The sequence below is a fragment of the Nocardia sp. NPDC052001 genome, assembly GCF_040680615.1.
Classification (GTDB): Bacteria; Actinomycetota; Actinomycetes; order Mycobacteriales; family Mycobacteriaceae; genus Nocardia.
In genome coordinates, this window is sequence record NZ_JBFAXC010000006.1 from 192,716 (window position 1) to 216,942 (window position 24,227).

Here is a 24,227-nt window from a genome sequence, read left to right on the forward strand (position 1 = left end):
CTTCGTACATCGTCCATCGACGTGCACCACAGCACCTGCCGGTCATACGAGGACGCACCACCGACGTCCGTAGGCTAGTTCGGCGCCTCAGGAATAACCCGCAGGCGCGCCGTCAACATCTGCCACAGTAGTCACACGACTCGGACTCGGTACGGATGTCCAGATCAACCGGTGCGGCGACATGCGACACGCGGGTAACGACGGGTACACCGCACGTCACGGCTGTGCGGCGCGCCCCGAGCGAATCAGCTTGTCCACCACGGTCCCCGACACCTCTTCGACCGTCATCGCGACCAGCAGATGGTCCCGCCACGCACCGTCCACATCCAGGTAGCGGCGCAGCAGCCCCTCCTCACGGAAACCGACATTGCGCAATACCGCCTGGCTGGCAAGGTTTTCCGGGCGCACCGTGGCCTCAACCCGATGCAGGCCCACCTCACCGAAGCAGTGATCCAGGCCCAGCGCCAGCGCGGCCGTCGCCACGCCCTGACCGCTGACCTCCTTGGAGACCCAGTAGCCGATCCACGCCGAACGCAATGCGCCGCGCACGATATTGCCGACCGTCATCTGTCCGCTGAAGGTGCCATCCACCTCGATCACCAGCGGAATCATCGCGCCGCGACGGGCTTCGGCCTTCAGGCTCGACCACAGCGACGGCCAGTTCCCGGCATGATTGCGCGCCTCCCAGGAACCCCGCCCGGTCGGCTCCCACTTCTCCAGGTATTCGCGATCGCGGGTGCGAATCCGGCTCCACGCCGACGCGTCCCGTAACCGGATGGGCCGCAACGTGACCTGACCGGCAGCCACGCGCACCGGTCCCAGATGTGCGGGCCAGCCCGGATGCTGGGCGGCCCGGAAGACGTTCATGTCCAAGGCCTCAGCCTCGCTGCGCGAGGAAGGCGACCCGCACCTCGTCACCGGTACGCACCTCGGTGACATCGGGATCGATCACGATCAGACTGTTGGCCTCGGCCATGGTGGCCAGCAGATGCGAGGACGCGCCGTTCGGCCCGCCCAGCGGCTGCACCAGATAATCGCCGGTCTGCTCATCGCGCATCAGTTGTGCGCGCAGATAACCGCGCCTACCCGGAATGGAGGCGATCGGCAGAATCGTGCGCGCCCGCACCACCCGGCGCATGGGATGCCTGCGCCCCAGCGCGATTCGAATCAGCGGCCGCACCATCACCTCGAAAACCACCAGCGCGCCAACGGGATTCGACGGCAGCAGGAAGGTCGGCACCTCATCGCGGCCGAGCAGGCCGAAACCCTGCACCGAACCCGGATGCATGGCGACGCGGGTGATCTCCAATTCGCCCAGGCCCTCCAGGGCCTCGCGGATCTGCTCGGACGCCCAGCCGCCCACCGCACCCGCGATCACCACGACCTCGGAGCGAACCAGCTGCCCCTCCACCACATCCCGCAGGCGTTTGGGATCGGCGCTGACAATGCCCACGCGGTTCACATCCGCGCCCGCATCGCGCGCGGCCGCCGCCAGGGCATAGGAGTTCACGTCGTAGACCTGGCCCGGTCCGGGCGTGCGATCGATATCGACCAGCTCACCGCCCACCGAGAGCACCGACAGGCGCGGGCGCGGATGCACCAGCACCTTGTCCCGGCCCACCGCCGCGAGCAGGCCCACCTGAGCCGGGCCGATGATGGTGCCCGCACGCACCGCCAGATCGCCCGGCTGCACGTCATCGCCGATGCGGCGCACGTAATCGCCAGAGCGCACCGGCTCGTACACCTTCACCCGGGCGCGCCCGCCATCGGTGAAATCAAGCGGCAGAACGGCATCCGCGAGCGTCGGCAGCGGAGCGCCGGTATCCACGCGCACGGTCTGGCGCGGTTGCAGGCGAATGGGCTGGCGCGAACCGGCCGCGACCTCGCCGACCACCGGCAGCGTCAGCTCGACCGGTTCGCCGTCCTCACCGCGAATATCGGCGCCCGCGCCGGAGACATCCACGCTGCGCACGGCATAACCGTCGATGGCGGCCTGATCGAAACCCGGTAGTGGACGCTCGGTGACCACATCCTCGGCGCACAGCAGTCCCTGGGCCTCCGAGATAGCGACCCGAACGGGCCGCGGCGCCACAGCCGCCGCGGTCACCTTGATCTGCTGATCCTCAACCGAGCGCATGCCGCCCTTCCCTGGTCTCGCGCACTAACCACACCCCGTCGGCGGCATCGCTCATTCGTGCGAGGTGAGCCGCTGCTCCAGCCACTCGCGCAGGGCGGGACCGTATTCCTCACGTTCCAAAGCGAAATCGACCGCAGCACGAAGATAGCCGCCCGGGTTACCCAGATCGTGTCGCGACCCACGGTGCACCACAACGTGAACGGGATGTCCCTCGGAGATGAGCAGGGCGATCGCGTCGGTCAACTGCAACTCGCCGCCCGCGCCCGGGGTGATCCGGCGCAGCGCGTCGAAGATGGCGCGGTCCAACAGGTATCGGCCCGCGGCGGCGAAAGTGGACGGCGCCTGCTCCATCGGCGGCTTCTCCACCATGCCGTTGACCTTGAGCACATCGGCATCCGCACCGGGCAGCACCTCGACGTCGAAGACGCCGTACGCGCTGACCTCCTCCTTCGGCACGTCGATGGCGCACAGCACGGAACCGCCGTAGGTGGCGCGCACTTCGGCCATCGCGCACAGCACACCGCTGGGCAGCACCAGATCATCGGGCAGCAGCACCGCGATGGCGCTCTCATCGGCATCCAGCACCGATTCCGCCTGTGCCACCGCATGACCCAGGCCGAGCGGCTCCTCCTGCACCACCGAGGTGACGTCCAACAGCGCCGGGGCCTTGCGCACCTTCTCCAGCAGGTGATGCTTACCGCGCTCCTCGAGGGTGCTCTCCAGCACCAGATCCTCGACGAAATGCGCTACCACGCCGTCTTTTCCGGGCGAGGTCACGATCACCAGCCGGGAGGCGCCGGAATCCGCGGCCTCCGCGGCGACCAATTCGATGCCCGGGGTGTCGACCACCGGTAGCAGCTCCTTGGGCACCGTCTTGGTCGCGGGCAGAAACCTCGTGCCGAGCCCCGCCGCGGGCACCACCGCGGTGCGGAAGCACGACTCGGCTCCGCCGCCATTAGCTGTCATGAGCTCACCCTATCCATCCGTCTGGAGCGTCGTCGCGGCCGAAGCAACGCCCCGACGTCCCCGAGAGCCTAAGCGTCCGGCGCGCACCGAGCGCACCGAACGCGGGACCGCGGGCGCGCGAAGCCATACCCATCGGGCATGTGCGCACCCCTTCCACCACTTCATACCCACTCCCGCCACCGCGAACAGTGCTGAGCGCCACATAGTCGGTGATCGGGACGCGCGGCGCGGGCGCATATCGTTGGGGCGTGAGCGAAGTGCGGGACAAGGCGGCCTGGCGCGGCGAGATCCTGGCGCGGCGCAAGGCGATCACTCCCGGACAACGGGACCGCGAGGCGCAGGCTCTGGCTCGGCACGCCGCGGCGCTGATCGAAACATCCGGCGCGCGTGAACGACCGGGCGTGGCCGGACAACCCGGCGCGGACGGTCGGTCCGGCACGGCGGGCGAGGCCACTTGGATCTGCGCGTATGTGCCGGTCGGCGGCGAACCGGGATCGCTCGCGATGCTGGACGCGCTGCGGGCCGCGGGCGCGCGGGTGCTGCTGCCGGTGACCGGTGAGCCGGGTCCGCTGGAGTGGGCCGAGTACGAAGGTCCGGAGCGGTTGCGGCGCGGGCGATTCGGGCTGCGCGAGCCCGAGGGCGCACCCATCGCCGATGCCCTGCGGCTGGCGGAGGTGATTCTGATTCCGGCGCTGGCGGTGGATCGGAGTGGGACTCGGCTGGGTCGCGGCGCGGGTTATTACGATCGAAGTCTGCACGCCAGCCGAGCCGATGCCCGATTGATCGCGGTGGTGCGGGACGATGAGGTTGTCGCGCATTTGCCGCGCGAATCGCACGACCATCGAATGGGCTGGGCGCTGACACCGTTCGGCGGACTGCGTGAGCTGGACGAATAACCCGGGAATTGACACCCGATTGGCAGTGTTGGCACTGTCATCTGTAGAGTGCTAGATCGACGAAGACCGTGGAGAGGTTTCCCGATGCCTACTTACTCGTACGCCTGCACCGAGTGCGACAACAAGTTCGACATCGTGCAGTCCTTCTCCGATGACGCGCTCACCACGTGCGATCGCTGCAATGGAAAGCTGCGCAAGCTTTTCAACTCGGTCGGCATCGTATTCAAGGGCAGCGGTTTCTACCGCACCGACAGCCGCAACGGCACCACCTCCAGCGAGGCCGCCAAGCCCGCGTCCACCTCGGACAGCGGCAGCTCCAACGGTTCCGGCGGCGGTTCCAACGGTGCGAGCGGCGGTAGCTCCACTCCGGCCGCGACAACCTCGGCCCCGAGCTCGAACAGCACCTCCGCGGCCTGATCCGCACGCCCGTACCGTAGCTCCGACCGGGGCGAATTCGGTTCGTTCCGACCGATATCCACAGCGTCGAAGTTATCCACAGCCGACCCTTTTCGAGGGTCGGCTGATCTGCGCCCGGGCCTAGGCTTCCTGGCATGATCCGCTTGCGCACACCCGGCCGCGATGCCGATCTCGGCCGCGGTTCCCGCCTCGAATCCATCACGTCCGCGCTCCCGCCGTGGGCCGATGGCGTACTGCTGCGGCGCATTTCGGCCCTCGCGCTACTGCTGCTCGCCGCCGTCCTCGCGGTGCGCGGCGATCCGGCGGGCGGACATACCGAGGTGCTGGTCGCCGCCCGCGAACTGCCGCCCGGTCACGTCCTCGCCGATGGCGATCTGCGGCCCGCGCCCAGGGAGACGAGCACCCTCCCCGACGGTGCGATTCGCGAGCCCGGCGCACTGCGCGGCGCGACCCTGACCGGCGCGGTCGCACCCGGTGAGATCCTCACCGAACTGCGCGTCATCGGCCCCCGCCTGGCCGCCGTGGCCGCCCACTCCCCCGATGCCCGCATCGTCCCGATTCGCCTGGCCGACAACGCCGTTGCCGATATCCTGCGCGCCGGTGACCGCGTCGACGTGGTCGCCGCCGAGGAGCCCGGCAGCGGCGGCCGCCCCGCTCGCCTACTCGCCACCGACGCCGCCGTGGTCCTGGCTCCGGGCGCGAACCGCACCTCCGGCAAAGACGAACGCGTGGTCCTGGTGGCCCTGGATTCCCGCCGCGCCACCGCCGTCGCCGCAGCATCCCTCCGCACGGCACTCACCATTGTGTTCCATTGACCCGGTCGCCGAGTGAAGGCCGCCTCGTCATCCCGGCATGCTTTCGGCCGGGATCCATTCCCCCGCAGCACTGAACTTCCCGTGTGCACCCCGGTCACAGACACGCCGGGATGACGAGGAGACGGGCCTTTGCGAACACGGCACTAGCATCGCCCTTAGCGCATCACGCAGGCTCCACCCGCCTTACGCAGAGGAGTTTCCGGCAATGCTCAAGGGTTTCAAGGATTTCCTGCTTCGTGGCAATGTCGTCGATCTGGCCGTGGCGGTCGTCATCGGCACGGCGTTCGTGGCCGTTGTGACCGCTTTCAGCAATGGGGTCATCAATCCGCTGCTCGCGGTATTCGGCGGCAGCAATGAACTCGGGCTCGGGTTCCAATTGGTGGCGGACAAACCCGCGACCTTCGTCGCCATCGGGCCGATCATCACCGCGGCGCTGGACTTCCTCATCATCGCGGCGCTGCTGTACTTCATCCTGGTGGTTCCGGCCACCAAGGCCAAGGCGCGCTGGGGCAGTACCGAGACCCCGCTCTCGGATAATGAAGTGCTGGTGCAGATTCGGGATCTGCTCGCCGAGGGCCGGAACGGCACCGCCGGGGGCAGGCACGAGAGCTGAAACCCCAGGTCGGCGCGAAAGCCGAAGCCGGGCGCGAATTTACGCAAAAGAAACGCGAACACGAACGGGCCCGGCGCGAAATGCGCCGGGCCCGTTCGTCTTACGTGATCGAGATCAGCCGATCGAGAACGGCTGGCCCCACAGGGTGACCCAGGTGATCACATTGTCGGTCTCGACCTCGACGCTGACGAAGGCACGCGCCTGGGCGTAGCCCGCGCAGCCGTTCAGACCGATGGTCTCGTCCGCCCAGGTGACCGAGCCGCTGTTGCCCTTGAAGGCATTGCGGACCTTGTGGGTCTCCGAGCCGAAGTCGTCGGCCTGCTCCAGGTCGAGCACGTAGAACGACTTCGCCTGGCCGGGGCCGAGGTTCAGGTTGCCGCCGCCGGTGGCGCCGGCCGACGGGGTGACATTGCCCGAGCTGTCCCAGGAAGCGCCACCGGTGGCTCCGGCGCTGGTGTCACCACCGGCGATGTTGACCTGGCAGCCGACCACGTAACCGGGGAAGATCTTGCCGCCGGTCGCGGTGGTGTCACCGGAGATGTTCACCTGCGCCGAGGCCGACACCCACGCGTTGCGGTGCAGCGGGGTGGCGCCCATGGACGGGTTGATGTTGGCGGATTCGCCGACGAGCTTGATGTTGACGACGGTGCCATCGGACAGGGTCTTGGTGAGTTCGCCGCCCGGCAGGCCGACGAACGTATCGGCGTTGGCAGCGCCGGTGGAGAACAGGCCAAGAGCGGCGGTTGCGACGGCGCCGACACCGGCCACCCGCGCCACAGTCTTACGGATGTTCATTACAGTTTTCCCTCGAGGGTTGAATTCGCTTGCGCGAGAAGTGATTTGGCGGGGGTGACCACTATCAGCCGATGCTGAACGGCTGGCCGTACAGGGTGGTCTTGGAGTAGTGATCGCCGATGACCTCGACGGTGGTGTACGACCGCGCCTGGGCGTAACCCGCGCAACCCTGGAGCTGGATTTCGGCATCCTGGTACTCGACCGCGTAGGTACCCGGCTTCAGGATGTCCTTGTAATCGATCTGGACGAACTTGACTTCACCCGGGCCGAGGTTGACGCCGATGGAGCCGCCGACCGAGGCATCGCTGAGGCTGATGCCGCCGGAGAGTCCCGCGGTGATGGCGTTATCGGCGATGTTCACCTGGCAGCCGACGATGTAGCCGGTGCTCAGCTGAGAGGCGCCATGGGTGGAGGAATTGTTGGAGCCGTTGCCATTGGCAGGTCCGTTGTTGGGTCCGATCGTGCCATCGGGGGTCTCGGTGACCTCGGCGACGGCATTGCCGGTGACCCACACGACGCGGCCAGCGCCATTGGAGGACAACGACGGTGAAATGATGGCGTGCTCACCCGTACGGGTGATCGTCACAGTTCCACTGGGCGCAGCCTTCTGACCGTCCGGCAACGGTACGAAGGTATCGGCATTAGCGGCACCAGTCGAAAAAAGGCCGATGGCCACGGCCGCGGCAGCGCCGATACCCGCAATGCGGGCACCACGACGCAGACCGTGGGTGCGGTTCTCGCTCATACTTCCCCTCATCAGGTTTCTTGCGGTCAACCTCGACCACCGAGGTTGAAATGGGGCTCTTGGGGAACCCCGGGTAAGTTTGTCGCCACATTGTTGCCACTGTGTTACTGCTAACAAATTCTTAATGTGTAGCGACGCAGGGCACTTTACATCACCGTTGTGATCCGTGAGGTGTGAGAGAACCGAATCCAGTGCACCCGCACAAGTCCCGGATCTATCCCCCGATGTATGTCGAGAATGCTATGGATAGCAAAAGGGGCCCGGCGCTAAAAGCGCCGGGCCCCTTAGGTTTCCGCAGGGCGGAACGAATCAGCCGAGGCTGAAGGGCTGACCCCACAGGGTCACCCAGGTGATCACATTGTCGGTCTCGACCTCGACGCTCACGAAGGAGCGGGCCTGGGCGTAACCGCCGCAACCGGTCAGGCCGATGGTCTCGTCGGCCCAGGTGACCGAACCGTTGGAACCCTTGAACGCATTGCGAACCTTGTGCTGTTCGCTGCCGAAATCATCGGCCTGCTCCAGGTCCAGCACGTAGAACGACCGGGTCTGGCCGGGGCCGAGGGTCAGGTTGCCGCCGCTGGTGACGCCGGTGCCGCCCTGGTCGATATTGCCGGAGAAGTCGGCGCCGCCGGTCGCGCCACCGGTGGCACCGCCACCGGAGATGTCGACCTGGCAACCCACCACGTAACCGGGGAAGATCTTGCCACCGACCGCGGTGGTGTCACCCGACAGCTGCACCTGTGCGCTGCCCGAAACCCAGGCGTTGCGGTGCACCGGGGTGCTGCCCATGGACGGGCTGATGTTGGCCGATTCGCCGACCATGCGCACGGTCACGACAGTGCCATCGGACAGGGTCTTGGTGAGTTCGCCACCCGGCAGCGGAACGAAGGTGTCGGCATTGGCCGCGCCGGTGGAGAACAGGCCGAGCGCGGCGGTGGCGACGGCGCCGATACCGGCCGCCCGTGCCAAAGTCTTGCGGATGTTCATCGCATTATCCCTCTAGGGTCGAATTCGCTTACGCGAGTAATGAATTGGATGTCCGGGCGGCTCAGCCGAGGCTGAACGGCTGCCCGTAGAGGGTGGTCTTGGAGTAGTGGTCACCGATGACCTCGACCACGGTGTACGCCCGCGCCTGGGCATAGCCCGCGCAGCCGTTGACCTGGATCTGGGCGTCCTGGTACTCGACCGAGTAGTGGCCGGCCTTCAGGATGTCCTTGCTGTCGATCTCGACGAACTTGACCTCGCCGGGGCCGAGGTTCAGGCCGACCGAGGCGCCGAGGCTGCCACCGCTGAGGTTGACCCCGCCCGAAACGCCCGCGGAGATCGCATTGCTCGCGATATCGACCTGGCAGCCGACGATGTAGCCGGTGGCCAGGTGCGAGGCGCCGTGGGTGGAGGAGTTGTTCGAGCCCGGCAGATTGGCCGCGCCGTTGTTCGGGCCGACGGTGCCTTCCGGCGTCTCGGCCACATCGGCGACGGCATTGCCCGACACCCAGACCACGCGGCCCGCGCCATTGGCGGCCAGCGACGGTGAGATGACGGCGTGCTCACCCGTGCGGGTGATGGTGACTGCTCCACCGGGAGCGACCTTCTGACCGTCCGGCAACGGCACGAAGGTATCGGCATTGGCGGCGCCGGTCGACATCAGACCGAGCGCCACCGAGGCGGCTGCGCCGATGCCCGCGAAGCGGACGGCGCGACGGATACCGCTGGTGCGGTTCTCGCTCATTCGTTCCCTCATCAGGTTGTCTCACGTTCAGCTCCGACCACCGGAGCCGATGTGGTCGCCGCCGCATCCAACTCCCCGTGAGCAAATATCAAGCAGTCTGCTCAAACCCTTTGGACACGTATCTATATCGACCAGAGCGAGACGATAGCCACATCTGCAACTATTTGGCAACAGTGCGATGGACATGCGAATACCGCGATGAATGGGCATGAATGTGAGATCCGCCGCCGAGCGGGGGGAATGCCGCGAACCTGACACGCGGCTGCGATGGTGACCACACTCGAGAGTGAGCGCGCTCAGTGAATTCGGCCGGGAATTCAGCCGTGATGCGGGGGCACCTGGGAACGCAACCAGTCATCGCCGGACCGATTCGAATCCGGTTCGGGGGTGCGCTCATCGGAAGTGGTGGCGGGCAAGGTCTCGCCGAAGATGGCCGCGAGTTTGGCCGCGTCCGCGGCCGATAAACGGCGAGACCCCGCCCGGCGCGCGGCCGGGCGGGGTTCGTCCGTGGAATCCTGTGTGGAATCCGAAGGGGTGGAATCCGGGGATTCGGAAATCATTCCGACAGACCGGACAATTCATCGATAACCCGGCTCGCGAGCGGGCCGAGCGTGGCCATACCGTCGCGAATCGCGGCCCGCGAACCCGGCAGATTCACCACCAGGGTCGACCCCGAAACGCCCGCCAGCCCGCGGGACAGGCCCGCGTCCAGCGAACCCGAGGCCAGACCGGACGCGCGCAGCGCCTCGCTGATACCCGGGAGCACACGGTCCAGCACCTCCTCGGTGGCCTCGGGGGTGACATCGCGCGGGGACATACCGGTGCCGCCGACCGAGATCACCAGATCCACGCCGCCGATGACCGCGGTATTGAGCGCATTGCGGATCTCGACCTCATCGGCCTGCACCGAGATCGAGGCGTCCACCAGGAAGCCCGCCTCGGTGAGCAGTTCGGTGACCAGCGGCCCGAAGGAGTCCACGCCGCCATGAGCGGTTCGGTCGTCGACGACCACGACAAGTGCACGGCCCGCCACAGCGGCATCGATTTCCATGGTGCTAACCGTAGCGCCTGGACCCGACAGCCCGGCGGCTGCGCCCGGGAACACAGTGCCGTTGTCCGACAACAGCTCCCAGCCGCCGTCCGCGGTCACCCGGATCTCCGGCATCGGAGTTCCGCTACTGTCCTGTCGCATCATCGACCGCCTTCCGCCGCCGCCTCGCCGAGGGTCACCTCGACGGTCTTCGCATTATTGCCCTGGTCATCGGTGAAGGTCACCTTGACCTTGTCGCCCGGACGGTGCGAGCGCACCGCGGCGATCAGGGCATTGCCCGAATCGATCACCTGGTCATCGAGTTTGGTGACGACCGCGTTGTTCGGCAGTCCCGCCTTGGCGGCCGGGCCGTCCGGGGTCACCTCCAGTACGCGCGCCCCGTTGACGTCGTCCTGTGCGCGCACCTTCACACCGATCTGGGCGTAGGTGGCCTTGCCGTTCTTGATCAGCTCATCGGCCACCCGGCGGGCCTGATCCACCGGGATCGCGAAACCGAGCCCGATGGAACCGCTCTGCCCGCCCGCGGCCTCGGACACCCCGAGCGTGGCGATGGCGGTGTTGATGCCGATCAGCTTGCCGTTCATATCCACCAGCGCACCACCGGAATTGCCCGGGTTGATGGCCGCATCGGTCTGAATGGCGTCGATGACGGTGCCCTGCGAATTGGCCTCACCGCTGGTCGACACCGGCCGGTTCAGCGAGGAGACGATGCCCGTGGTCACCGTGCCCGCCAGGCCGAGCGGTGAACCGATGGCCACCACCGACTCACCGACCTGCAGATTGCCCGAGGCGCCGAGTTCGATCGGCTTGAGCCCCTGCTTGTTCGGCACCCGGACGACCGCGAGATCCGAGACCGGATCCGCGCCGACCAGCTGCGCCGGGGCGGTGCTGCCGTCGCTGAACGCCACATCCATCTTGGCGTTCGGGCCCGCACCGCTGACCACGTGATTGTTGGTGAGGATCAAACCGTCGGTGGATAGCACCACGCCGGAGCCCTCGCCCTCGGCCTTGGCGCCCGCGACCCGGATCATGACCACGCTCGGCAGCACCTTCTGCGCGACCGCCTGCACCGAACCGGCCGGGGCGTTGGCCACCGTGCTCACATTCGGCTTGGGCGCGTCCAGCGCGTTGGTGAGTGAGGTACCGCCGTTGTTGTCGCGGGTGGCCAGCGCGCCGACCGTACCGCCGATACCGCCACTCACCAGCGCGAGCACCACCGCGCCCGCCACCAGTCCGGCGCGACCGGACCGCTTGGGCGCGGGCGCGCCCGGATCACCCGGGTAGCCCGGGCCGTGCGGCGGCTGGCCCGGACCACCGGGACCACCGGGACCGCCGGGGCCACCGAACATCGGCTCGGTGTGCTGCGGTGCGCCGCCCATGCCCTGGGCGTACCCGGCCCCCGACGCCGCGTACGCCCGGCCGTACGGCGACTGCTCGGTCCCGGCGGCCGGAAGCTGTTCCGTCGCACCGTACGAATGCGCGCCGGTGGCCGGGCCGGACTGTCCGGGAGCCGAACCCTGCTGTCCCGCAGGACCGTAGCCCGCGGGAGCGCCGTACGGATTGCCCTGGCCCTGGCCGTGCTGCCACGAACCCGGCTGTGCCGCATTGCCTTCCAGGATCTGCCCGGTCGGACCACCGCCGCCGAAACCGTCGAACGCCTCGGTGCGCGGGCCCTGCGGCGGCGTGCCGCCGGACGCGGGAGTCGCTGCGGCACCGGCGGATTGGCTCCACGGACTCGAATAGCCGGGCGCGGATTGTGCGGGACGATCGGTCCCCGCGGCGGGCGCGCTACCGCCCGCGGGCGTCGAATCGACACCGAAGTCGGGATGCGCGCCGGGAGCGGCGCCGGGTGTTGCACCATGAGCCGGGGTCGCGGGGACGCCGGAGGTGGCGGGCGACTGCGCGGCAGCGCCGGTATCGGGCTGCGCGGCTGCGGGGCCGGAAGTGTCTTCGGGCTCCCGCTTCGAATCCTCGGTCATGTTTCTCGTTTCTCCTCGAGTCTCGTAGCCAAGCGTGGCGGTGACGACTGAGAGCGGACTGAGATCGCGCTGGCTTTTTCCGGAGCTTTCGGTGCGAAGTAGCTCGAGACGGTCAGGTGCCCGCGAAGGGCGTGCCCTCACCGGGTAGAACGATACGGATCAACGCGCCGCCGCGGTCGGAACTGTCGATCGTGATGGTGCCGCCGTGCTTGGTCACCACCTGTTTCACGATGGCCAGGCCCAGGCCGGAGCCGGGCATCGACCGCGAGGCGGTGGTGCGGTAGAAGCGCTCGAACACCAGATCGCGTTCATTGGGCGGAATGCCCGGTCCGGCGTCGTCCACGGTGAGTTCGAGCAGTCCGCGCCCGTTCTCGTGCATGGATACCCGCACCGCACCGCCCGCCGGACTCCATTTGGCCGCATTGTCGAGCACATTGAGAATGGCGCGTTCGAGTCCGGCCTCATAGCCGTAGACGAACCACGGGCGCAACGACGCCTCGAATTCGATACCGCTGCGGCGACGGCGCACCCGTTCCAGCGCGCGGCCCACCACATCGCCGATATCGACCTGTTCGTAGACCGTTTCCGGGGCGTCCTCGCGGGCGAGATCGACCAGATCGCCGACCAGCGTGGACAATTCCTCGATCTGCGCCATCACATCCGAGCGCAACTCGGCCATGTCCTCATCCGGAATGCGCGGTGCGCCCGGACGCGAGGAAGCGATCAGCAATTCCATATTGGTGCGCAAAGACGTCAGTGGCGTTTTCAGCTCATGTCCGGCGTCGGCCACCAATCTGCGCTGCCGTTCCCGGGATTCGGTGAGCGCGCGCAGCATTGTGTTGAAACTCTCGGTGAGCCTGGCGAGTTCATCATCACCGGTTACCGGAATCGGCGTGAGATCGTCGGTTCTGGCGACGCGTTCGGTGGCCGCGGTCAAACGCGCGATGGGCCGCAAACCGGTGCGCCCCACCGCGGTTCCGGCCGCCGCCGCCAGCATGACGCCGCAGCCGCCGACCACGAACAGCAGCCAGGCCAGTCGATCGAGCACCTCGCGGGTCGGTTGCAGGCGCTGCGAAACCACCAGCGTGGAACCGGAATGCGTGCGCCGCGCCAGCACCCGCTGATTATCGACGGTGCGCAGCGAGAAGGCGATCTCCCCGCGGGCCACCGCCAATTCCTGTTTGCCCACAGGCGGATTGGTGGTCTGCGGCGGCACGTACGGCGACAGATCCGGGAAGATCAGCGCCACCCCGACGTCATTGGAGTACAGCCCCGCCAGCACGATCGACTGGAATCCGAGCGAATCGAAGTTATTGTCGATCATCAGCGAGGCGCGCGCCTTGAGCTGCGAATCCACATCCGCGTACAGCGAACGTGCCACCATGGCGTAGGCCGCGATGGAGGTGAAGGCCACCGCGACCGCCACCACCGAGGCGGCCAGCAGCGTCACCCGCCAGCGCAGTGACACCGAACGCGTGAGCGGCATCGGCGGACGCATATCGGGTTCCGGCGATTTCGCGAGCCCGGCGACCACCGGCCGCCTGGGAACAGTTCTACCCACGACCCGATCCCCTACGGCGGGGTCTCGCGCAGTACGTAGCCGACGCCACGCACGGTGTGGATGAGTCGCGGCTCACCTTCGGCCTCGGTTTTACGGCGCAGATATCCGATGTACACCTCGAGCGCGTTCCCAGAGGTGGGAAAGTCGTAACCCCATACCTCTTCGAGAATGCGACTGCGGGTGAGCACCCGGCGCGGATTCGCCATCAACATTTCCAGCAGTGAGAATTCGGTGCGGGTCAAGCTGATAGGGCGTTCTCCGCGCAGTACTTCGCGGGTGACCGGATCCAGCGACAGATCGGCGAAGGTCATGGTCTCGGAGACCTCGCCCTGATCGACCGTGGTGCGCCGCAGCAGTGCGCGTAGTCGCGCCAGCAACTCTTCCAGCGCGAACGGTTTGGGCAGATAGTCGTCGGCGCCGGCGTCCAGTCCGGCCACCCGCTCGGAGACCGAATCCCGTGCCGTGAGTACCAGAATGGGCAGATCGTCGCCGGTGCTACGCAGTCGGCGGCAGACCTCGAGCCCGTCCATGCGGGGCATCATCACGTCCAGGACCAGGGCGTCCGGCCGCTGGCTGGTGGTCTTCTCCAGTGCGTCGAGACCGTCGACGGCGAGGTCGACGGTGTACCCGTTGAAGGTCAGCGAGCGGCGCAGCGATTCCCGGACCGCGCGGTCGTCGTCGACTACCAGAATGCGCATGAACACCAGTCTGCCCACAGCGACTGAGAGGCGACTGAGAAGGGCCACTTCGACACGCCGGGCGGGATCGCCTGGTGACCAGCGCGTTTTAATTGCCTCGGGGTAAAGGCATTCGAAAGGCGTTGCGCGCGGCTGTATTCGGAGTCGTGTATGGCGAGTTCCTCGAATTGCCGTTACACAGCCCGCGCGGTATGTTGCAGGCCGGAAAAGAAGACCTCTAGTTGGTTCCGCGCGGGGTTCGACCCCTACGCCATACAACCGCATACGACCTGGGGGTCACTCGTGAAAGCGGAGGCGACGGAAGCGGGATGGAAGCGACACCCCGGTCCTGGCAATTGAGCCTGTCCAACTGGCCCGTCACACGCAAGGTCGGCATCGTTCTGGTGCTCCCGGTGTTGCTCGCGTCGACCTTCGCGGTCCTGCGTATCAACTCCGAGCTGCAAACGATCAACAACCTCAGCGCCGGTACGGAACAGGCCGCCGTAATGGGCCCATCAACCAAATTCGAGTCCGCCACACAGGAACTCGCCGTCCAGGCCATCGCGGGCTGGGGCAACCCCGATGCGAACCCGGTGCTGGACAATGCCATCACCCGGTTCGATCAGGCGGTCGCCGATCTGGAGACACTGCTCCGCTCCTCGAAGGTGGAAGCCAATGTCACCCAGGGTCTGACCGATTCGATCAGCGCCGCCAAGAACATGCGCAACAGCCTGCGCACCAGCTCGCCGCAATCGGTGGCCGATCAGTCGCAGGCCGTCTCCAACAAGGTGCAGGCCGCGCTCACCACCTCGCAGACGCTCTCGGATCTGCGTGTGCAGCAACTCTTCCTGATGCAGGGCACGGTCATGACCGCCAGCCGCCTGCTCACCCAGGAACGCCTCATGCTGGCCACGCCGGGCATCGGCACCAATGAGGCCATGAAGGTCCGGCTGCTCACCGCGATCGGCGCCGAGATCACCATGGTCGAGGTCTACAAGGGCCTGGTCCCGGACGCGGCGGAGAACTACAACGGGCTCAAGGACGCCGCCGGTATGCGTATCGGCATCCTGTCCTCGGGTGCGCCCGATCCGGCCGCCATCCCGGCCATGGTCGACTCCATCAAGACCAGCCAGGACCTGTACACCCGTGAGGGCCAGGGCATCGGCGCGAAGCTGGACGCCAAACTGGGCCAGCTCACCACCGACGCGCGCAATACCGTGCTCCGCGATACCTCGATCGTTATCGGCATGCTGCTGGCGGGCCTCGCGCTCGCGCTGATCGTGGCGCGCTCGCTGGTCGTGCCGGTCCGCCGCCTGCGGCGAGACGCGTTGCAGGTGGCGCATATCGACCTGCCGCAGGAACTCGAGGTGGTGCGCGCCGGTGGCGTCACCCCCGAGATCACCCCGGTCGATGTGCACACCACCGAGGAGATCGGACAGCTCGCCCGAGCCGTCGACGATATCCACACCCAGGCGTTGCACCTGGCCGCCGAACAGGCGCGTTTGCGCCTGCAGATCGGCAATATGTTCGAGACCCTGTCCCGCCGTAGCCAATCCCTCGTGGAACAGCAGCTCACGCTGATCGAGGAATTGGAACGCGACGAGGACGACTCCGAACGCCTGCAATCGCTGTTCCGCCTCGATCACCTCGCCACCCGCATGCGCCGTAACGGCGACAACCTGCTGGTGCTGGCCGGAACCGCGCTGCGCCGTGGCCATCTCGCGCCGGTGCCGCTGTCCGACATGCTGTGGTCCTCGGTCTCGCAGGTGGAGGATTACCAGCGCGCCGAGATCGGCACCGTGCCCGACGGCATCGTCGCCGGTGAGCCCGCGGTCGATATCGAGCATCTGCTGGCCGAGTTGATCGATAACGCGCTGCGCTATTCACCGCCGTCCACTCCGGTGGCGGTGTCGGTGGCGCGCGCCGTGGACGGGGGCTACCTCATCGAGATCACCGACCGGGGCCTGGGCATGAACGCCGAGGACCTGCAGTCCATCAACGACCGGCTCGCCTCCGGTGGTGAGGTCAATGTCGAGACCGCGCGCCGCATGGGCCTGTTCGTCGTCGGCCGACTGGCCAAGCGGCACAACATCACCGTGAGCCTGCGCCGCACCTCGGCCATGGTGCAGCAGCCGGGCATCACCGCCAGCGTGCACCTGCCGGGCACGCTGGTCTCGCCCGCGCCCGAACGTAATGACAACAGCACCGGGCAGTTCCCGGCGACCGGCGCGATGCCGGTGGCTCCGGCCGCGATCGCCGCGGTGCCCCCGCTGGCGCACGCACCCGCGTCCGCACCGCAACCGGTGGTCACCCCGCCGCGGCTGATGCCGGTGCCCAATCCGCCGGAGGTCGTCACCACCGGCCGCTTCGGGGTCACCAGTTCCGGTCTGCCGCAACGCAAGACACCGGGTTCCGATACCGGTGAACAGCCCGTTTACACCGGCGATCAGCCGTTCACCGATAATTTCGTCGACGCGTTCGCCGATGCCGCCGGTGCGCCGACCGCCGCCTACAGCGTCGTGGGGCCGAACACCGCGCCGCCGGTGGACTTCTGGGGCGATACCGGACAGCACGAGATACAGCGGCCGCAGGAACAGCGGTCACCCGAACCGCTCCCGCCGGTCAGCGCGGGCAACGGGTACGGGTACGGCGCGGACAACGGCGGTGATACCGGGAGCTTCTTCGCGAACGGTTACAGCGCCTTCGGGAACGACGAGGACGCATCCGGTGACAACGCGCCGAGCACACCCGCGAACGGCTTCCCGAATCCGGTCGGCGCCAACGGTCTGACCGGCGACGACGCTCGCGGTAACGGCGGTAACGGCAGTAACAGCAGTAACGGAAACGGCAACGCCGCCAACGGCAATGGCGGAGCACCCGCCGACGGCGACGGTAACGGCCCGGGCGACAACGGTTTCGGCACCAGCGACGGCGGATTCGGCAGCGGCAACGGCGCCGCTCCCGCTTCGCTGCCGCAGCGCGGTCCGGCGCCTGCGCCCGCGCCCGCACCCCAGCAGCGCGAGAACGCCATGTCCGGTAGCCCGATCTACCAGCGCATGGTGTCCGAGTGGCTGGTGGAACCGGCGGGCGGCGGCCAGGATGCGGCCGCGGAATGGTCCTCCAGTTCGGACGCAGGCTGGGCCGCGGCCGAGGAGGCCGCCAATCCGACCAGCAGCTCCCGCACGCAGGGTGGACTGCCCATCCGCCGGCCCGGCGCACAACTGGTGCCCGGTGCGGTGGCGCAGGAGGACGAGGCGGGCGCGCGCAATCCGGAGGAGATCCGTTCCAGCTTGACCCGGCACCTCAGCGGCGTCCGTTCGGGACGCGCAGACTCGCAGTACACAGACGGAGGGCATGTATGACCGACTCCCAGCGCACCACCACCGATGAGAACCTGAACTGGTTGGTCACCCGTTTCACCCGGGAGGTGCCGGGCGTCTCGCACGCCGTCCTGGTCTCCGCCGACGGCCTGCTGCAGGCGACCAGCCCGCACCTGCCGAGCGATCGGGGCGAACAGCTGGCCGCGGTCACCGCCGGTCTGGCGAGCCTGTCGGCCGGTGCCGCACAGCTTTTCGACGGCGGCAAGGTGATGCAGTCCATCGTGGAGATGCAACGCGGCTATCTACTCGTGATGAGCGTCGGCAATGGTTCGCACCTGGCGGTGCTGGCCAATAAGCAGCACGACATCGGCCGCATCGGCTACGAGATGGCGCTGCTGGTCGACCGGGTCGGGTCGGTGGTGCAGGCCACTGCCCGAACTGCCTGATGAGCCGCCGATGACAACTTCAAACGGGGGCGTGGGCGGGTCTCGTCCGACCAGCAGGGTCCGCCCGTACGCGCTGACCTCCGGCCGCACCGAACCGGCAGTGGACCTGCCGCTCGAGGCGGTCGTCGAAACACTTTCCTACACCGCCCATTTCGACTGGCCCGCCGGTGACATCCGCACCGAGATCCTGCGTATGGGTACCGCACGTCTGTCGGTCGCCGAGATCGCGGCGCACCTGCAGCGGCCACTGGGCATGATCCGGGTCGTGATCGGTGATCTCGTCGTCGCCGGGACCCTGCGCGTGCATTCGACCCTGAGCGACCAGGCGACCTACGACGAGCGCCGTTCTTTGATGGAGAGGACACTGCATGGACTCCGCGCCCTTTGACGGCGGGAGCTACAACGGGGGCGCACCGCAGTACCCCAGCGGTGGGCCCCAGTATCCGGGTCAGCAGTACGCGAATCCGGCTGTAGCGCAGCAGTACCCGCCTCGCCCGGGCGAGGAGTACCGGACCGTGGCCTCCACCAAGATCGTGGTGGCCGGCGGCTTCGGCGCGGGCAAGACCACCTTCGTCGGCGCGGTCTCGGAAATCGTTCCGCTCCGCACCGAGGCGATGGTGACCGGCATGTCCGACGGGGTCGACGACCTCGCCGCCACGCCCGGTAAGGAAACCACCACGGTGGCCATGGATTTCGGGCGCATCATTCTGCCCGGCAATCTGGTGCTGTACCTGTTCGGTACGCCCGGCCAGCGCCGCTTCTGGTTCATGTGGGACGACCTCATCAAGGGCGCCATCGGCGCGGTGGTGCTGGTCGACACCCGCCGCATCGAGGACAGTTTCGCCGCCGTCGACTTCTTCGAGGCCAAGAAGCTGCCCTTCCTGATCGCCGTCAACCGCTTCCCGGACGCACCGCGCTTCCCGGTCGCTGAATTGCGCGAGGCGCTCAGCGTGCGCGAGGGCGTGCCGATCGTCGATATCGACGCCCGCGATCCGGGCGAGGTGCGGCGGTCGCTGGCGGCTGTCACCGAGTACGCCATCGAACGACTCATGAACGCACAGCGCGAAACCGCCCGGCGCGGCTAGACATTCGCCGCACGCACGGGAGATACGAAGGCAGGCAGGGGTTTCTGGGTGATCTACTTCTCGATGGGCTACTGGGTGATCGGCCTGGCGCTGATCGTGTCTCTTGCCGGGGTGTCATGCGGGCTCGCGTGCATCCGGCAATCCACCAAATCGGTGACGACCCGCTTCCGGCTGCTCTGGCTGTTCGTGGCCGCCAGCTCCATCGGCGGTGTCGGCGTTGCCCTTTCGGTATTCGTCTCGATGCTCGGGTTCGGGGTCAAGGGCACCACGCTGCGCTACGACACCACCATGACCACGCTGTTCTCGGCGCTGTCCGGGCTGACCGTCTTCGTCGGCCTGGTGGTCGCCGGTAAGAACCTGAACTGGCTGCGGCTGGTGGCCGGTGCGCTGATCATGGCGGGCGGGCTCGGCACCGTGCACCTGCTGCTGCTCTCGGCCATCCGGGTGCAGGGCACCACCGAGCGCAGCCTGGTATCGGTCGTCGCGGTGTACGTGATCGCCGGGGTGCTGTCGGCGCTGATGATGTGGTTCAGCCTGTGGGCCCGCACGGTTCCGGTGCTGATGGCCGGATCGCTGGCCTACGCGGTCATGGTGACCGGTATGCACTACGCCGGGCTCACCGGACTCCAGGTGCACGTGGACCCCACGGCGGCGATTCCCGAGGGTGACGAGCTGTTCAACTTCTTCGTGCCGTTCTTCATCATCGGCTCACTGTCCCTGGCGATTCCGATCACCGCGATCCTGGTCGCACCCGATCGCCGCGAGGCTCGGCAGGCGCCCGCACCGGCCGAACCCGACCTCACGCACAGCGCGTCGCTGGCGGTGTCGTCGCGGAAGTCCGGGCGCGTCAAGACATCCGTGCGCTGATTCACCGAAAACGTTTCGGGGCCGGTACCGCAGTCGCGGTACCGACCCCGATGTCTTTCGCGCCGTTGCCGATTCGGCTCAGCCGTCGGCCGATTCGGCTCGGTCCTTGATCGCGGGCGGTTCCCCCGTCATCCGACTCGGATCGAGCAGGGCGAACAGTTCGCCCTGCGGTGCGGCCAGCACCGCCATGCGGCCGAACGGGCCGTCCTGGGCGGGCATCAGCACCGTCGCGCCCAGTTCCGAAGCGCGCCGCAGGCCGTCATCGAGGCCGTCGAACTGGAACCAGGTGAGCCAGTAGGGCTGTTCGGGCGCGGCACCGTTGGCGGTGTCGTCGTTGATACCGCCAACCGGATCGGTGCGGCCCGGCGGCACCAGCGTCGCGTAACGCATGGTGGCATCGTCGAATTCGGCGCAGGTGAATCCGAAGACGCTGGCGTAGAACGCCTTCGCCGCGTCGTAGTCCCCGGTGTGCAGATCGTTCCAGGTGTACGCACCGTGTTCGCTGTGCACGGCCGCGCCGTTGTGCGCCCGCGCCTCCCACACCGCGAACGGCGCGCCCGCGCTGTCCGCGGCGACGAACATGCGGCCGAACTCCATCACATCGAAGGGCGGCACCAGCATGCGCCCGCCCGCCGCGGTGACCGCCTCGGCACTGGCATCGGCGTCCAGTACCGCGAAATAGGTGGTCCACACCGAGGGCACGCCCGCTTCGGGTTTGGGTCCGATGCCCGCGACGGGCTGCCCGTCGCGGAACGCCATCAGATATCCCCCGGTGTCCTCCCCGCCGCCCTGAACGTCCCAGTCGAACAGCGCCGCGTAGAACTCACCGGCCTTGGCCGGATCGTCGACCTGGCAGTCGACCCAGCACGGCGTGCCCGGGGGCCACGCCTCCTCGCGTACAGGCATCGGTCATCTCCGTTTCTGAAGTACTGCAAAGTAATCAATAGCGGTTGTAGTGACGCCGATCACACAGCCGCGTCCAGTCAACCACCGCACGTCGACAAATTCACGGAGTTCACCAGGTCGGACAGATCGACTTCGGGAATGCCGCGCGGTTCGCGCGCACGGCGAATTACAGTGGGTGTCATGCGTTTCGGGCTGGATTACGCCGCAGGCCGCCCCGCCGCGAGCGCGATCCGGGCGGCCGGTTTCGACTTCGTGGTCCGCTACCTCTCCGAGGGCGGGCCATCGCTGCCCGGCAAGATCCTCACCCCCGCCGAAGCGGACGATCTACGCGCGCACGGTGTTTCGATCGTGTCCAACTGGGAGACCACGGCGGCCCGCATGCTGGACGGCTATGGTGCGGGCGTCACCGACGCGCGCGCGGCGCTGGCGCGGGTGCTGCGCTGTGGCGGGCGGCCGGACCGGCCCATCTACTTCTCCGCCGATTTCGACGCCACCCCGCCGCAGCAGGAGCCGATCAACGCCTATCTCGACGGCGCGGCCTCGGTGCTCGGGCGCGCGAATGTCGGTATCTACGGCGGCTATTGGCCGGTGAGCCGGGCGCTGGACGCGGGCATCGCGACTTGGGCCTGGCAGACCATCGCCTGGTCCGGAAGTAACCGCGAGCCGCGCGCCCAGCTGTTCCAGACCGGCAGGCAGGTCGTGGTGGACGGCGTCGAATGCGATGTGAACGAAACCGACTACGCGGATTTCGGCCAATGGGATTTCGAATCGGAGGAACAGGACTTGACTCCCGAACAGGACGAAATACTCCGGGACATCCAGACCCAGCTGCGCGGTCCGGGTCTCGCGGGCTGGCCGCAGCTCGGCGACGATGCCGCGGGCAACCATCGCACCGTGGTGGACGGACTCGCCGCCGCGCTGACGAAGATCGACGAACTGCGCACGGAGGTCAGCGATCTGGAGGCCACCACCGCGGAGCTGGCCGCCGAGGTGGCCCGGCTCTCCGGACATCACTGGCCGTTCCCGTTCTCGCTCATCGAAGGACCCGCGACGGTACTGGCCGACGGGCTGGGGCGGCTCGAGCAGTTACTGCCGGATCTGCCACTACCCGGATGGGGCGATTCGCCCAAGAACGGACAATCCACCGAATCGGCGAGTCCCATTGCCGCAGTGGACAAGTGAATTGGCTGATTTGTCGGAATTTATCCGGTGCGCAATGCGCGCAAACAGCCCCGAAAGTGGCGATGAGCGGGTTCTTCTGTAGTCAGAAGAACCCGCCCTCGGCCCCGAGAATACCGTCGCCAGGCCACGGATTCACAACTTTGAGAAGACTTTTTGGAACACGCCGATAAGGTCCGGCGTCGGCGACGCCGCCCCGATCCGCACCCTCGATCAGAGGTCGGCCGGATCCAGCAGGCCGAGCTGCACCGCACGCGCCAGCCTGCGCGGAATCCGATACTCCACACCGCCCACCGTGACCGGAATCAGATCCGGCGCGGTCGCTTTCCACTGCGAACGCCGACTGCGGGTATTCGATCGCGACATCCGCCGCTTCGGAACCGCCATGTCAATTCTCCTCTTGCACGATGGAATTGCCGCGCACGCGTTTGCCATAGCGGCGTTCGAACTTCTCCACGCGACCCGCGGTATCGAGGACTCGATGTGAACCCGTCCAGAACGGATGCGAATCCGAGGTCACGTCGACCACCATGAGCGGATAGGAATTGCCGTCCTCCCATTCGATGGTGCGCGCCGACGTCGCGGTCGAGCGGGTCAGGAAACGCTTTCCGGTACCGGCGTCCTCGAAGACCACCGGATGGTAATCGGGATGGATTCCCGCTTTCATCGCCTCACCTTTCGTTCGTGCGGGAACCGGCGTCACCGGTGCCCGGCGTGGATACGGTTGTGTCGCACGGATCCTCGTGCTGATCACCGAACGGGTCGTGCCACAGCGCCACCCGCTCGGGAGCGAAACGCACCTGCCGCAGTTCGTCCTCGTCGACCAGCGCCCAGTGCAGTGCGTGCCGGATCTCCTCGGTATCGGCGTCGTGCACCAGGATCACCAGCGACGAATGCCGATCGCCGAAATGCTCGTCCCAGCGCAGCGAGGCCATCATGTGCCGCTCCGGATCGACCTGTGCGAGCTCGTCCAGCTCCGCGGAAGTCATTGCGGCCAGCCATTTTCCGGCCCCGCCGATGCGCAGGCCGCCACCCGCGGACTCCAGCCACACCACCTCGTCGGGCTGGGTGGCGAGCCATACCCGGCCGCGCGCGCTCACCACACCCTCGAGCAGCGCGTCGATCGCCGAATGCAGGCGGTCCGGATGGAAGGGGCGGTCGGTGTCGAATTCCAGCAGTGCCACACCGCAATCCGGCTCCAGCAGAGGCTCACCGCGCAGCAGGCTCGCATGCGGATCGAAGGCCGCGCCGCGCCGGGCATCGGACGGGACCCGGTCCAGCAGACCGAAAAGCGCGTCGGCACGCAGCATTTCGGACGGCGCGTGCTGTCCGAGCGAGGCGGGTTCGTCCAGCCAGGCGATCGGCGCGCGCGGGGCCAGCCGGGCCAGCACCGCGGCGGTGCGCATGCGCTCGCCCGGATCCGTGCCGCCGTCGAAACCCAATAGGGCGTCAGCGAATTCGACCTGGCCGACGGCCAGCTGCGCCATGGTGCGATCGTCCTCGGCGGTGGCGTGACCGCGGTCGGCGAGCGTGTCGTCACCGGTGGCATCGGCGAGCCAGTCGCGGGCGTCCAGGCAGGTGAGCACCGTCTCGATGCGCACGCTGCGCCCGGCCGGACCGTCCACCCGGCCCGGCACCCCGCTCACCACCACATCGCGGATGGCCTGGCAGACCGCCTCCGCCTCGAAGGCCGGATCCAGGGCGAGCACGATGCGGCGCACCGAATCCCGTTGCGCCAGTAGGCACAGATACGGCAGCAGATCCGCGCGCAGCGTACAGGAGACGCAGCCGTGCGCGAGTTCGAGCACGGTCGCGTCCGCACGGCCGTTCAGATACGCGGTGCGGCGCACCACGCCCTCGTGGAGTTCGGACAGGTCGTGCCGGACCACGACGGTGCCGGGTTCGGCGCCCAGCCGCCGCGCGGCGCGCTGTACGCCCTCGGCTGCGCGGCCGGGCAGGCCCGCAATGACCAGCACGGGTGTTCGGTCGTCCACCGGAACCCCTTTCGACAACGATTTTCATTTACAGACGCCTCAGCGTACA

At 67.5% G+C, this 24,227-nt stretch carries 26 protein-coding genes; 10 read left to right on the forward strand and 16 right to left on the reverse strand.

What is annotated here, in order from left to right; all coding sequences use genetic code 11:
* Window positions 1-216: 216 nt before the first annotated feature.
* From AB0L82_RS27515 to AB0L82_RS27525, 3 genes are read right to left on the reverse strand one after another with little or no spacing between them, the layout of a single operon-like run.
* Entirely contained in the window at window positions 217-867 is a 651-nt protein-coding gene (locus AB0L82_RS27515) for a GNAT family protein (RefSeq protein WP_364642331.1), read from the reverse strand.
* Between the two features lie 10 nt (window positions 868-877).
* Window positions 878-2,137: a gephyrin-like molybdotransferase Glp gene (gene glp / locus AB0L82_RS27520; protein WP_364642334.1), complete on the reverse strand. Its 1,260-nt coding sequence runs from the start codon at window positions 2,135-2,137 to the stop codon at window positions 878-880.
* Window positions 2,138-2,188: 51 nt separating this feature from the next.
* A complete protein-coding gene (locus AB0L82_RS27525; RefSeq protein WP_364642337.1) occupies window positions 2,189-3,103 on the reverse strand; it encodes a UTP--glucose-1-phosphate uridylyltransferase in 915 nt (304 codons plus the stop codon).
* A 248-nt stretch (window positions 3,104-3,351) separates the two neighbouring features.
* Between AB0L82_RS27525 and AB0L82_RS27530 the strand changes: the two genes are divergently transcribed.
* The 4 genes from AB0L82_RS27530 (at window position 3,352) to mscL (ending at window position 5,844) form a co-directional block, all read left to right on the forward strand.
* A complete protein-coding gene (locus AB0L82_RS27530; protein WP_364642340.1) occupies window positions 3,352-3,999 on the forward strand; it encodes a 5-formyltetrahydrofolate cyclo-ligase in 648 nt (215 codons plus the stop codon).
* A gap of 84 nt (window positions 4,000-4,083) precedes the next feature.
* Window positions 4,084-4,416: an FmdB family zinc ribbon protein gene (locus AB0L82_RS27535; protein WP_364642343.1), complete on the forward strand. Its 333-nt coding sequence runs from the start codon at window positions 4,084-4,086 to the stop codon at window positions 4,414-4,416.
* A gap of 134 nt (window positions 4,417-4,550) precedes the next feature.
* Complete coding sequence (locus tag AB0L82_RS27540; RefSeq protein WP_364642346.1) at window positions 4,551-5,231, forward strand: SAF domain-containing protein; 681 nt, start codon at window positions 4,551-4,553, stop codon at window positions 5,229-5,231.
* Between the two features lie 205 nt (window positions 5,232-5,436).
* Window positions 5,437-5,844: a large conductance mechanosensitive channel protein MscL gene (mscL, locus tag AB0L82_RS27545; RefSeq protein WP_364642349.1), complete on the forward strand. Its 408-nt coding sequence runs from the start codon at window positions 5,437-5,439 to the stop codon at window positions 5,842-5,844.
* 114 nt (window positions 5,845-5,958) lie between these two features.
* Here mscL and AB0L82_RS27550 read toward each other — a convergent pair whose 3' ends face one another.
* The 9 genes from AB0L82_RS27550 to AB0L82_RS27590 all read right to left on the reverse strand — a co-directional run bounded on the left by AB0L82_RS27550 (window position 5,959) and on the right by AB0L82_RS27590 (window position 14,408).
* Complete coding sequence (locus tag AB0L82_RS27550) at window positions 5,959-6,639, reverse strand: MspA family porin (RefSeq protein ID WP_364642352.1); 681 nt, start codon at window positions 6,637-6,639, stop codon at window positions 5,959-5,961.
* Window positions 6,640-6,703: 64 nt separating this feature from the next.
* Complete coding sequence (locus AB0L82_RS27555; RefSeq protein ID WP_364642355.1) at window positions 6,704-7,384, reverse strand: MspA family porin; 681 nt, start codon at window positions 7,382-7,384, stop codon at window positions 6,704-6,706.
* 309 nt (window positions 7,385-7,693) lie between these two features.
* Window positions 7,694-8,371, reverse strand: coding sequence for an MspA family porin (locus tag AB0L82_RS27560; RefSeq protein ID WP_364642358.1), 678 nt, complete (start codon window positions 8,369-8,371; stop codon window positions 7,694-7,696).
* Window positions 8,372-8,432: 61 nt separating this feature from the next.
* Window positions 8,433-9,113, reverse strand: a complete 681-nt coding sequence (locus AB0L82_RS27565; protein WP_364642362.1) for an MspA family porin — start codon at window positions 9,111-9,113, stop codon at window positions 8,433-8,435.
* Between the two features lie 317 nt (window positions 9,114-9,430).
* A complete protein-coding gene (locus AB0L82_RS27570; protein ID WP_364642365.1) occupies window positions 9,431-9,673 on the reverse strand; it encodes a hypothetical protein in 243 nt (80 codons plus the stop codon).
* Window positions 9,670-10,164: a MogA/MoaB family molybdenum cofactor biosynthesis protein gene (locus tag AB0L82_RS27575; RefSeq protein WP_364642969.1), complete on the reverse strand. Its 495-nt coding sequence runs from the start codon at window positions 10,162-10,164 to the stop codon at window positions 9,670-9,672. The genes AB0L82_RS27570 and AB0L82_RS27575 overlap by 4 nt, the downstream gene beginning before the upstream one ends.
* Before the next feature lie 140 nt (window positions 10,165-10,304).
* Window positions 10,305-11,543, reverse strand: a complete 1,239-nt coding sequence (locus AB0L82_RS27580; protein ID WP_364642971.1) for a trypsin-like peptidase domain-containing protein — start codon at window positions 11,541-11,543, stop codon at window positions 10,305-10,307.
* 712 nt (window positions 11,544-12,255) lie between these two features.
* Complete coding sequence (locus tag AB0L82_RS27585) at window positions 12,256-13,641, reverse strand: HAMP domain-containing sensor histidine kinase (protein ID WP_364642973.1); 1,386 nt, start codon at window positions 13,639-13,641, stop codon at window positions 12,256-12,258.
* A gap of 74 nt (window positions 13,642-13,715) precedes the next feature.
* Window positions 13,716-14,408, reverse strand: a complete 693-nt coding sequence (locus tag AB0L82_RS27590) for a response regulator transcription factor (protein ID WP_364642975.1) — start codon at window positions 14,406-14,408, stop codon at window positions 13,716-13,718.
* Window positions 14,409-14,710: 302 nt separating this feature from the next.
* Between AB0L82_RS27590 and AB0L82_RS27595 the strand changes: the two genes are divergently transcribed.
* From AB0L82_RS27595 to AB0L82_RS27615, 5 genes are read left to right on the forward strand one after another with little or no spacing between them, the layout of a single operon-like run.
* Window positions 14,711-17,743 carry a sensor histidine kinase gene (locus tag AB0L82_RS27595; RefSeq protein WP_364642369.1) on the forward strand — a complete coding sequence of 1,011 codons (3,033 nt, stop codon included), beginning with the start codon at window positions 14,711-14,713 and terminating at the stop codon, window positions 17,741-17,743.
* A complete protein-coding gene (locus AB0L82_RS27600; protein WP_364642372.1) occupies window positions 17,740-18,147 on the forward strand; it encodes a roadblock/LC7 domain-containing protein in 408 nt (135 codons plus the stop codon). Before AB0L82_RS27595 ends, AB0L82_RS27600 begins: the two co-directional genes overlap by 4 nt.
* 10 nt (window positions 18,148-18,157) lie before the next feature.
* Window positions 18,158-18,535, forward strand: a complete 378-nt coding sequence (locus AB0L82_RS27605) for a DUF742 domain-containing protein (RefSeq protein WP_364642375.1) — start codon at window positions 18,158-18,160, stop codon at window positions 18,533-18,535.
* A complete protein-coding gene (locus AB0L82_RS27610; RefSeq protein WP_364642378.1) occupies window positions 18,516-19,232 on the forward strand; it encodes an ATP/GTP-binding protein in 717 nt (238 codons plus the stop codon). The genes AB0L82_RS27605 and AB0L82_RS27610 overlap by 20 nt, the downstream gene beginning before the upstream one ends.
* A gap of 48 nt (window positions 19,233-19,280) precedes the next feature.
* Window positions 19,281-20,099, forward strand: a complete 819-nt coding sequence (locus AB0L82_RS27615) for a hypothetical protein (protein WP_364642381.1) — start codon at window positions 19,281-19,283, stop codon at window positions 20,097-20,099.
* A 78-nt stretch (window positions 20,100-20,177) separates the two neighbouring features.
* Here AB0L82_RS27615 and AB0L82_RS27620 read toward each other — a convergent pair whose 3' ends face one another.
* Window positions 20,178-21,005, reverse strand: coding sequence for a VOC family protein (locus tag AB0L82_RS27620; RefSeq protein WP_364642384.1), 828 nt, complete (start codon window positions 21,003-21,005; stop codon window positions 20,178-20,180).
* Between the two features lie 180 nt (window positions 21,006-21,185).
* Here AB0L82_RS27620 and AB0L82_RS27625 point away from each other — a divergent pair, with 180 nt between their 5' ends.
* On the forward strand, window positions 21,186-22,187 hold the full coding sequence (locus AB0L82_RS27625; protein ID WP_364642387.1) for a DUF1906 domain-containing protein: 1,002 nt from the start codon (window positions 21,186-21,188) through the stop codon (window positions 22,185-22,187).
* A 210-nt stretch (window positions 22,188-22,397) separates the two neighbouring features.
* Here the strand turns inward: AB0L82_RS27625 and rpmF are convergent, their stop codons facing one another.
* Genes rpmF through AB0L82_RS27640 form a run of 3 tightly spaced genes read right to left on the reverse strand, consistent with a single transcriptional unit; the run spans window position 22,398 to window position 24,178 of the window.
* Complete coding sequence (gene rpmF / locus AB0L82_RS27630) at window positions 22,398-22,571, reverse strand: 50S ribosomal protein L32 (protein ID WP_364642390.1); 174 nt, start codon at window positions 22,569-22,571, stop codon at window positions 22,398-22,400.
* Between the two features lies 1 nt (window position 22,572).
* Window positions 22,573-22,851 carry a type B 50S ribosomal protein L31 gene (locus AB0L82_RS27635; protein ID WP_364642393.1) on the reverse strand — a complete coding sequence of 93 codons (279 nt, stop codon included), beginning with the start codon at window positions 22,849-22,851 and terminating at the stop codon, window positions 22,573-22,575.
* A gap of 4 nt (window positions 22,852-22,855) precedes the next feature.
* A complete protein-coding gene (locus AB0L82_RS27640) occupies window positions 22,856-24,178 on the reverse strand; it encodes a GTP-binding protein (RefSeq protein ID WP_364642397.1) in 1,323 nt (440 codons plus the stop codon).
* Window positions 24,179-24,227: the final 49 nt, after the last annotated feature.